A 1,115-nucleotide genomic window follows, 5' to 3' on the forward strand; every position below is an offset into this window, starting at 1 on the left:
GCCTCAGCCTGGGCGCCGTCCGGCGGCAGCGCCACGGCCGAGGTCGGTATGGCGGTCGCGACGGTCGCGCGCCGCGCCCGCGACGCCGTACGCAACGATCCCTACGCCAGCCGCATCGTCGATCTCTGGACGGGCAATGCGGTGGGCGCCGGCATCACGACCCGCTGGCCGGATGCACGCCACGCCGATGCCTGGCGGCGCTGGGCGGAGAGCACGGCCTGCGACGCGGAGGGACGGCTCGACCTCTACGGACTGCAAGCGCTGGTCATGCGGGCGGTGGTCGAGAGCGGCGAGTGCTTCGTTCGGTTCCTGATGGTACCGCCATCGCCGGCGAACCCGATCGGCCTGCGGCTGCAGGTGCTGGAGAGCGACCACCTCGACACGGCGCGCAATGGCATGGTGGACGGCGCACCGACCATCCAGGGCGTCGCCCTCGGTGAGGCCGGCGAGCCGGTCGCCTACTGGCTGCACCGGGTGCACCCCGGCGCGGCGTGGATCCTCCCGGGCGCGACTTGGCAGAGCAGCGAGCGCATCCCGGCCTCGGAGGTGCTGCACGTCTACCGCAAGCGCCGGCCCGGCCAGCTGCGCGACGTGTCCTGGCTCGCCCCAGTGCTGCTGCGCCTTCGCGATCTCGGCGACTACGAGGCGGCGCTGCTGATGAAGGCCAAGATCGAGGCATGCCTTGCCGCGGTGGTCACGGAGGAAGGCGACGAGGCGCTGACCGGCGCCGCTGCCGGCCTGCTCCGCGACGCCCAGGGCCGGACGGTCGAGAGCTTCGAGCCGGGCATGATCCTGTATCGCCGCGGCATGGGCAGTGTGGAGGTGGTGAACCCTTCGGGCGGAGGCAGCCACGCCGCCTTCGCCCGCCGCGCGCTCGAGGCCGCCGCGGTCGGCGCCGGCCTGACCTATGACCAGGTCTCCGGCGACCTGACGCAGGCGAACTACTCCTCGCTCCGCGCCGGCAAGATCGAGTTCCGCCGGCTCTGCGAGCAGGTGCAGTACGGCATGCTCATCCCGATGCTGGTGCGCCCCGTCGCCGAGCGCTTCCACGCGCAGGGCGCGCTGCTCGGGCTCTGGGGGACGGACATGCCGGACGGCGTGTCGCACGTCCCGCC

1 protein-coding gene is annotated in these 1,115 nt (G+C 73.1%); it reads left to right on the plus strand.

The annotated features are described in order from the left end of the window. Positions 1-48: 48 nt before the first annotated feature. The coding region (locus FHS88_RS20490) for a phage portal protein (RefSeq protein ID WP_246420458.1) at positions 49-1,115 on the plus strand (1,067 nt) is incomplete at its 3' end.

This window comes from Neoroseomonas alkaliterrae, from assembly GCF_014199195.1.
GTDB lineage: Bacteria > Pseudomonadota > Alphaproteobacteria > Acetobacterales > Acetobacteraceae > Neoroseomonas > Neoroseomonas alkaliterrae.